This is a genomic window from uncultured Thiodictyon sp. (assembly GCF_903828115.1).
In the GTDB taxonomy this organism is placed as follows: Bacteria; Pseudomonadota; Gammaproteobacteria; order Chromatiales; family Chromatiaceae; genus Thiodictyon.
This window is the reverse complement of record NZ_CAIKKU010000486.1, coordinates 1-8,765: the sequence shown is the minus strand read 5'-3', so window position 1 is coordinate 8,765 and position 8,765 is coordinate 1. Positions and strand designations below refer to the sequence as shown.

Here is an 8,765-nt window from a genome sequence, read left to right as displayed (position 1 = left end):
GGCGTAGTCGTCGGAGAGCAGCCGGCGCACCAGGGTTTCGGTGTTGGTGTGTTCCTCGACGCAGCCGTCCTGGAACTTGTTGAATTCCTCCCGCGTCTGCCGGTCCAGGTCTTTTCGATCCACCACGAACAGGCACTTGTCGATGTCCGGATTGTCCTTGAGCAGGGTGGATGCCTTGAATGAGGTGAGCGTCTTGCCGCTGCCGGTGGTGTGCCAGACGTAGCCGTTGCCGCAGTGCTGGTGGATGGAATCGACGATCGCCTTGACGGCGTAGATTTGATAGGGCCGCATCATCAGGAGCTGAAGATCTGCAGGAAGCAGAGCAGGGTCTTGGTGTAGCCGTTGCCGGGGTCGTTCTTGTAATCGACGATCTGCTGCATGGCCCGGCGTGGGCTGATGGCGAAGGTCTTCAGCTCGATCTGGACGGCTGGGATGCCGTTGATGACCAGGATCGTGTCGTAACGGTGATGGCTGTAATCGGTGCTGATCCGCAGCTGATTGACCACCTCGAAGCTGTTCTTGCACCAGTCCTTAATGTTGACCAGGGTGTAGTAGAGCGGGGTGCCGTCATCGCGTTCAAAGCTGTTGCGGCTGCGCAGGTGGCGGGCGGCGGCGAAGACGTCAGAGGTAATAATCGTGTCCAGCAGGCGGTGGAACTCGCTGTCGGTCAGATGGACACGATTCAGGGCTTCAAATTTCTCGCGGAAGTTCTGCTCCAGTGCGGCACGGTCGCGGATGTCCGGGCGGTAGCTGTATTTCAGATCGCCCAGTTTTTCGATCAGGGCCTGCTCGATTTCTTTTTCTGTCATCGATGATGCTCGTGCGATTCTGAACTAAGGCTAACTCATCGATGCGGCTCGCCGAAGATGTCGTCGAGACTGTCGGCGGTCAGGACGCGCCCGCACCAATGCGACAGGGTCTCGATGTCGGCGGATTCCATCCGCGCGCGCAGTGCCGCGGAAGGTGGGCCGAGTTTGGCGGCAAGCAGTTGAGCGAGGATCTCGATCGAGGCTTGCCGACGGCCTTCCTCCCGTCCCTCCTCTCGCCCTTCCTCTCGCCCCTCGCCGAAGACCTCCTGATAAAAACGGGTCTTCGTAAGCTCTGTTTCGGGCAGGTGCAGCATGACTCTAACCTCCTCGCGGGTGAGGGCTGGAAATTTATAGACCAGGATGGTTTCGACCAGGTCCAGGATCTCCAGCCGGTCCTCGGCCGGATCGGGATTGCGCACCAGGTCGCGCGCCTCGGCGGGTGTCGCCGCGGGCGCCATGACGATCAGGCGCAACAGCCGCAGATCGAGGCTCAGTCCCTTCAAATCAAGTAGATCCTTGAGATAGACACGGCGCACGAGCCCGCACTGGGCCAAGTGCTCATAAGGCGCGCTCAGGCCCGGGTCCGTCTCCGGGGTCGGGAAGACGACCAGTGCCCGCCAGGGACGGGTCGTGCGATGCCGGTAAAGATAGAGAAAGATCGCCGCCAGCCAGCGGGCGTAAAACCAGTCGCGCCGCTGGAACTGTGCCTCGGCGAAGATCACGGGTGCATCCTGGCGCTCCGGTGGGGGCAGGAGCACGCCGTCCAATCGGAAGGCGCTCTGCTTGACCTCGATTGCCTTCATCCGGTAGTCCGCGGCCTCGGGCTCTCCGACCCCGGCGAGCGCGAGCGCGAGCCGTGGGCGCTCTTGGAAGAGCCGATACATCAGGGTATCGGTCTGCATGGATTGGACTCCCGGAGCCGGGGCGACGGCTCCAGTGTAGCGAGGAAACCAGAGGAGTTCCGGGGACAGTTTACGAAATAGCGCCGATTCGGCCAGCAGCGCTGCGGGGAGGTTGTGGAGCAGGAAATCACGGGCGATCTCCAGCCGTCCGAAGCTCTCGCGGAAGTAGCGGTCGTGGGGGGGTGCCGAACTCGTCCATGACTGGGCAGGCTAATGCGTCTGCGTTCATGGGGCAAGTGCCTCGGGTCGATGCCCCCGGTAGGCTCGGTCCCGCGATGCCGAGACCGGTCGGCGCTACGCCGACAAGCCACGCGGCCCGACGCCCTCCGGACCCTTGGCCGTAATTGCCGATAATGTATATTATGTAAAGTCATGTCAGGCGGGGCCGAGTCGCGGGCACTGTCGGGTTGCGCTAAGCTAACTCAAGCGACCACCGACCACTGACCACCGAGGAGGTTCCCCTGCACCGATGGGCCTTACCAGATACCAAGGCACAGTTGTGCGAGTTGGTTAGCCAAGTCCATTCGCCAACGCTTGTGCGCCGTTGTCGTTGTCGTTGTCGTTGTCGTAATCGAGGTTATCGTAATGCCCCGGATTCTGTCGCACCCCAAATTGCATCGCTGCTGCGATTAGGAAAACGACGACGACAACGATCAGGTTCGCGAGCGACACTGGGGAACAGGCCATGGTAAAGACGGACACGACGAGGCCCACCGGCCGGCGAGACCCCTGGCGGGCCCACCGCCCCACGGCCGCGGCCTTGATCCTGGGCCTGCTGGTCAGCATCGGCGCCTGGTGGCTGGTCCGTGGCTGGGAGACCCGGCAGCAAGCGGCGCAGGTCAGTGAGCAGGTCGCGGTGAGTGCGCAGGCGCTGACTGAGATGCTCGGGAACCTGGTGGGTGATGTGCAGGCGCTGGCCCAGTTCTATGCCGCCGCGGACGCAGTGAGCGCGGACGCCTTCAGCCGTTTCACCCAGCCGATTCTGGCACGGCATCCGGGCCTGCTGGCACTGGAATGGGTGCCGCGGGTGCCGGCGCGCGACCGCACCACCTTCGAGTCCCAGGCGCAGGCCGAGGGGCTCGCGGGGTTCAGGATACTGGAACGGGTCGGCGGGGAACCGCGGCCGGCGGGCGCGCGTGCGGAGTTGTTTCCGGTGTTGCGGGTCGAACCCCTGGCCGGCAATGCCGCGGCGCTGGGACTCGACCAGGGCGCGGACCCGCTGCGGCGGCCGGCCTTGGAACAGGCGCGTGACACCGGGCAACCGGCGGCCAGCGCGCCCTTGATCCCGGCGCGGGAGACTGCCGGCCAATACCGCCTGATCGTCTACGCGCCCGTGGGTCCGGCGGGCGTCCCGGGCGAGACCGCGCAGGCCCGGCGGGACCGGGTGCGCGGCTTTGCCGTGGGCGTGCTGCGCCTGGGCGACCTCATGGGCCGGGTGATCGCCCACCTGCCGCCGAACACCGTCGATCTGGTCCTGCTGGACCCGCTGACCCCCGGCGCCGCCGGGGTGCTGGATCGCCATCCCGCCCGCGCGCGGTTGGCCGGGGCGCCGGCCCTGGACCCGGCGGCCGTCATCCAGGATCCCTTGGGCCAGGAGGTCCCGATCAGCGTCGCCGGACGCACCCTGGTGCTGCGCGGCGCACCCGCGCCCGGGACTACACCCACTCCCCTGTTGTCACTCACCCTGCCGGGCGGGGGACTGATCATCAGCCTCGGTCTGGCGTGGCTCGTGCGCTATCACCGGGCGGCGCAGACCCGGTTGCGGGAGAGCGAGGCCCGCCTGCGCCTGGTGATCGAGCACGCCCCGGCGGCACTGGCCGTGTTCGACCGGGAGCTGCGCTATATCGTTGCCAGCCGCCGCTGGCTGGCTGACTTCGGACTGACCGGGCGCGAACTGACCGGCCTGACCCACTATGCCGTCTTCCCCGAGATCACCGACGCCTTGAAGGACGTCCACCGCCGGGCACTGGCCGGCGAGTCGGTGCGCGCGGACGAGGACCGCTTCGAGCGCGCCGACGGCTCGGTGCAGTGGCTGCGCTGGGAGGTCTGTCCGTGGCACGACGACCAGGGCCAAGTGGGCGGTATCGGCATCTTCTCCGAGGACATCACCGAACGCTACCGGGCGGAGCAGGCACTCGATCGTTACCGGCAGGTCGTCGAGACGGCGAGCGAGATGCTGCTCTTCGTGGACCGGGACCAGCGCTACCTGATGGTCAATCCGGCCTTTGCCGCCTTCCATCGCAGCACCCAGGAGGCCCTGGAAGGCAAGCGGATCGAGGAGGTGGAGAGCGCGGCGATCTACGCCCAAATCGCCCCGCATCTGCAAGCGACCCTGGCCGGCGAGCCCCGGCGCTACACGCTCGCCAGTAGCGACGGGCGCGGGCGGATGCGCTGGATCGAGGCGGACCAGCGGCCCTTCCGGGAGAACGGCGAGGTCCGCGGCATGGTGGTGAACCTGCATGACCTCACCGAGATTCGCGAGACCCAGGCGGCCCTGGAGGCCGAGCGGGCACACCTGGCGGAGCGGGTGGCGGCGCGCACGGCCGCGCTGAATGCCTCTGAGGCGAAGCTGCGCACCATCTACGACCTGGTGCCGTTCGGTATCTCCATCACCGACCCCCAGGGCCGACTGATCGACTGCAACCGGGCCGCGGATGGCATCCTGGGCCTGACGCGGGACGAGCACCTGCGGCGCACCTATGACGACCCGCAATGGCCGCTCATCCGCCCGGACGGGACCCCCATGCCGCCGGACGAATACGCCAGCGTGCGCGCCATGCGCAAAGGCCGGGCGGTGCACGACGTGGAAATGGGCGTGGTGCGGCCCGACGGGACCATCTGGCTCTCGGTCAGCGCCATGCCGGCGCGGCACCCCGATTACGGTGTGGTCATCGCCTTTGTGGACATCACCGAGCGCCGGCGGGTTGCGCTGGCCTTACAGACCCTCACCGAGCGGCTGCAACTGGCCACCGAGGCCGGCGGCATCGGGGTCTGGGAGTGGGATATGGTCGGCAACCGGATCACCTGGGACGAGCGGGTCTATCGCCTGTATGGGCAGCCGCCGCGCACCGGCGCCCTCTCCTACGCCGACTGGACCGCGCTGCTCCACCCCGATGACCTGCCCGGGATGCAGGCCATCCTCGACGCCATCATGGCGGGGCATGAAGCGGCATTTCGCAGCAGCTTCCAGGTCACCTGGCCGGACGGCTCGCGGCACTCGATCGTCTCCTCCGGTAAGGTGATCCGGGATGCCGGCGGGGCGGCCCAGCGCCTGATCGGGGTCAATTGGGACATCACGGCCGAACGCCGGGCGCAGTTGGCCCTGGGGGTCAGCGAGGCCCGCGCCCGGGCGCTGATCGAAGCCTCGCCGGTCCCCCTGGTGCTCACGCATGAGGCGGGCGCGGTGACCTATGTCAATGCCGCCTTTACCGCGACCTTCGGCTACACCCTGGCCGATATCCCCACCTGGACCGACTTGGGACTCCAGGCCGCGCCTGATCCCGCGTACCGGCAATGGGTGCTGGAGAACCGCCGGGAACGCCTGGACCAGGCCAGGCGCGACGGCGGACTGTTCGAGCCCATGGAGGTCGTCATGTGCTGCAAGGACGGCACCAGTCGCACCGTCATGGCACGGACCACGCCCCTGGCGGGAGAGGAGGCCCTCAACACCGTCTACGACATCACGGATCTCAAGCGGGCGCGGGAACAGGCGGAACAGGCGACGCGCAGCCAGGCCGAGTTTCTCGCCCATATGAGCCACGAGATCCGCACGCCGATGAACGGGATCATCGGTCTGTCCGAACTGGCGCTGCGCCAGCCCCTGGACCCCCGGTCGCGCGATTACCTGGAGAAGCTCAATCAGTCCGGCCGCGGTCTGCTGGGGATCTTGAACGACATCCTCGACCACTCCCGGATCGAGGCGGGACACCTGGGCCTCGACATTGCCCCCTTTGAACTGGACACCCTGCTGGAGTCGCTGCGCTCCCTGTTCGCCCACGTCGCGCAGATCCAGGGGCTCGGGTTCGCGATCGAGACGGGTGCCGACGTGCCCCGCTGCCTGCTCGGGGACCGGCTGCGGCTGCAGCAGATCCTGTCCAACCTGCTCGGCAACGCACTGAAGTTTACCCACCAGGGGCAGGTCCGGTTGCGGGTCGAGTGTCGCGGGTACGCGGGGTCCTGGGCACGGTTGCGCTGGACGGTGCAAGACACCGGCATCGGTATGGACGCGGCGACCCGCGCCCGGCTGTTCGAGCCCTTCGTGCAGGGGGACGCCTCGATTGCCCGGCGCTATGGGGGCTCGGGGCTGGGGCTGGCCATCAGCCGGGACCTGGTGCAGTTGATGGGCGGGCAACTGGAGGTGCAGAGCACACCCGGGGCGGGGAGCACCTTCACCCTCGAGCTGCGCCTGCATATGGCGGCGGCCGCGCCCGCCGGGACCGGGACGGCCCCGCCGACCCGCACCGACTTGGCCGGTGCCCGGGTCCTGGTGGCGGAGGACCAGCCGATCAACCGGCAGGTGATCGGCGATATGCTGCGCCTGCTGGGGGTCCGTGTGACCCTGGCAACCCAGGGACAAGAGGCACTGGAGCGCCTGGCCGCGGCGCCCTTCGACGCGGTGCTGATGGACGTGCAGATGCCCGAGATGGATGGTCTGACCGCCACCCGGCTGATCCGCGAAAACCCGGCCTGGGCGGACCTGCCGGTGATCGCCCTGACCGCCGGGGTGACGGACGTGGAGCAAGCCCGGATCAGGGACTGCGGGATGACCGACCTGCTGCCCAAGCCGGTGACCCTGGAGACCCTCGGGGCCGCCCTGGGGCGCTGGATCGGCGCGCCGCCCGCGGGTACCCTGCCGGCCATCCCGGGGCCGGGCCGCGCGGACGCACAGGACGGCGGTGCCGCCGCGCCGCGGGAGTCCCTGACGATCCCCGGTTTCGACCTGCGGAACCTGCTGCAGACCGGCGGCCGGGAACACGCAATCGAGCTGCTGCACGGGTTCGCCGCCGCGGTCCGCGACGATGCCCAGGTCATCGCCGCCGCCCTGGCCGGCGGCGACCGCGCCCAGGCGGACCGGGCGATCCACCGCCTTAAAGGGATTGCGGGTAATCTCGGGGCCGTCGACCTCCACCGGGCCGCCGCCCGGCTGGAGGCCGATCTGCTGGCCGGACGTGATCCGGCAGCGGCCCTGGAGTTATTGTCGGAGGCCCACGGCCGGGCCCTGGAGCGGATCGCGGCGCTCCCGCCGCCGCCGGCCGCCGGTCCGGCCGCGACCGCCGCCGGCGACCCCGCGGCCGTGCGCGGGCTGCTGACCGAGATCCACGCGCTGCTCGTCAAGGGACTGATGGTTCCCCGCAACCTGTCGGACGACTTGCGGGCGGCGCTGCCCGCCGGCGATCAGGGCTTGTACCTCGTCCTGAAGGACCATCTCGGGCGCTTCGACTACCCGGGGGCCGCGCGCTTGCTGGAACCGCACCTCAATGATCCACAGATGAACACAGATGGACACAGATGAACACAGATTTTCTGCAGATTGTTATGCGCTTATCGCTACTGTCATACACCCGCAAGGTGAGCCCCGACGAAGCGTAAGCCAATGAATAATCTGTGTTCATCTGTGTTCATCTGTGGATAACTACTCTTTCCAGGGTCGCCGTCCCCTCCCCCACCCCAGGTTTCCGACCATGAACGATGACCGCCCTGTCGTATTGATCGTGGACGATGAGCTGCTGAATCTCCAGGTCCTGGCCGACGCCCTGCAGGCCGACTACCGGATCAAGGTGGCCACCAAGGGGCCGGCCGCGCTGGACCTGGCGCGGCTGGACCCCTATCCCGACCTGATCCTGCTCGACGTCATGATGCCGGACATGGATGGCTATGCGGTCTGCGCCGCGCTGAAGCGCGAGGCACTTACGGCCGCGATCCCGGTCATCTTCATCACCGCGCGCACCGACCCGGAGAGCGAGGCACTGGCCCTGACCGGCGGCGCGGTGGATTTCATCCACAAGCCGGTCAATCCGCCGGTGGTCCGCTCCCGGGTGCGCCTGCACCACGAACTGGCGCAGCACCGCAACCGCCTGGAAGACCTGGTGCAGTCCCGGACGCTGGAACTGGCCCAGGCGCGCGATGCGGCGGAAAGCGCCAACCGCGCCAAGGACGCCTTTCTGGCCAATATCAGCCACGAATTTCGTACCCCGCTCAACGGCATCACGGGGATGGCCTATCTGCTGCGCAAGGAGGTCCAAGGTGAGCGGGGACGCGGTTTCCTCGCCCGGATCGACGAGTCGGCGCGGCGTCTGCTGGATCTCGTCAACGATGTCATCGACCTGTCCCTCCTGGAGGCGGGTTCGATCGAGATCGCGATGCAGGAGTTCGACCTGGGGGGAATGCTCCAGCAGTTTGTGCAGGACAGCCAAGGCCCGGTCACGGCCAAGGGGCTGACCCTGGTCCCGGAGATCGCCGCGGACCTGCCCGCCGCCGTCACCGCGGACCCCGCCCGCCTGCGCCAGGTCCTGGGCCAACTCCTGGGCAATGCGCTCAAGTTCTCCGAGCGGGGGGCAGTGACGCTGCGGGTCCAACCCGTCGCGAGCCGGGGCGGGCAACGCTGGGTGTGCTTCGAGGTGCAGGATCAGGGGATCGGTATCACCCCCGAGGTCCAGTCCGGGCTCTTTGCCCTGTTCAACCAGGGCGACAACTCGCCCACCCGCCGCTACGGCGGCACCGGCCTGGGGCTGGCGCTCTGCCGCCGCCTGGTGACCGCGATGGGGGGCGAGATCGATCTCAAGAGCACCCCGGGCCAGGGCACCACCATTGGCTTCCAGGTGCCCGTGGGCGTCGGCCCGGCACCGCAGACCGGCGCTTTACCGTGAAAGTCGCACAGCGACGCTGTGGGAGCGGCTTCAGCCGCGACGAGGCCTCGCGGGTTACCCGCGCGTCGCGGGTCAAAGCCTCTGCGTCTCTGCGTCTCTGCGTCTCTGCGCCGCTGCTTGAGCCCCGAAGGCGCGTGACATACCAACTCACGGACCCGGCGTCGTTGTCGTTGTCGTTGTCGGACTAT

6 protein-coding genes are annotated in these 8,765 nt (G+C 67.7%); 2 read left to right on the top strand and 4 right to left on the bottom strand.

What is annotated here, in order from left to right; genetic code table 11:
* The 4 genes from QZY48_RS17870 to QZY48_RS17855 form a co-directional block, all read right to left on the bottom strand.
* Positions 1-291 (bottom strand): DEAD/DEAH box helicase family protein (locus tag QZY48_RS17870; protein WP_295433557.1); only part of this gene is annotated, 291 nt, incomplete at its 3' end.
* Between the two features lie 2 nt (positions 292-293).
* Positions 294-809: a type I restriction endonuclease gene (locus tag QZY48_RS17865; RefSeq protein WP_295433554.1), complete on the bottom strand. Its 516-nt coding sequence runs from the start codon at positions 807-809 to the stop codon at positions 294-296.
* A gap of 35 nt (positions 810-844) precedes the next feature.
* Positions 845-1,711 carry an Rpn family recombination-promoting nuclease/putative transposase gene (locus tag QZY48_RS17860; RefSeq protein ID WP_295433552.1) on the bottom strand — a complete coding sequence of 289 codons (867 nt, stop codon included), beginning with the start codon at positions 1,709-1,711 and terminating at the stop codon, positions 845-847.
* Positions 1,712-2,187: 476 nt separating this feature from the next.
* Positions 2,188-2,322 carry a hypothetical protein gene (locus QZY48_RS17855; protein WP_295433549.1) on the bottom strand — a complete coding sequence of 45 codons (135 nt, stop codon included), beginning with the start codon at positions 2,320-2,322 and terminating at the stop codon, positions 2,188-2,190.
* Between the two features lie 74 nt (positions 2,323-2,396).
* Here QZY48_RS17855 and QZY48_RS17850 point away from each other — a divergent pair, with 74 nt between their 5' ends.
* Both QZY48_RS17850 and QZY48_RS17845 read left to right on the top strand, forming a co-directional pair.
* Positions 2,397-7,223: a PAS domain S-box protein gene (locus QZY48_RS17850; RefSeq protein WP_295433546.1), complete on the top strand. Its 4,827-nt coding sequence runs from the start codon at positions 2,397-2,399 to the stop codon at positions 7,221-7,223.
* 169 nt (positions 7,224-7,392) lie between these two features.
* Positions 7,393-8,577 (top strand): ATP-binding protein, encoded by a 1,185-nt coding sequence (locus QZY48_RS17845; protein WP_295433543.1) that lies wholly within the window; start codon positions 7,393-7,395, stop codon positions 8,575-8,577.
* Positions 8,578-8,765 lie beyond the last annotated feature (188 nt).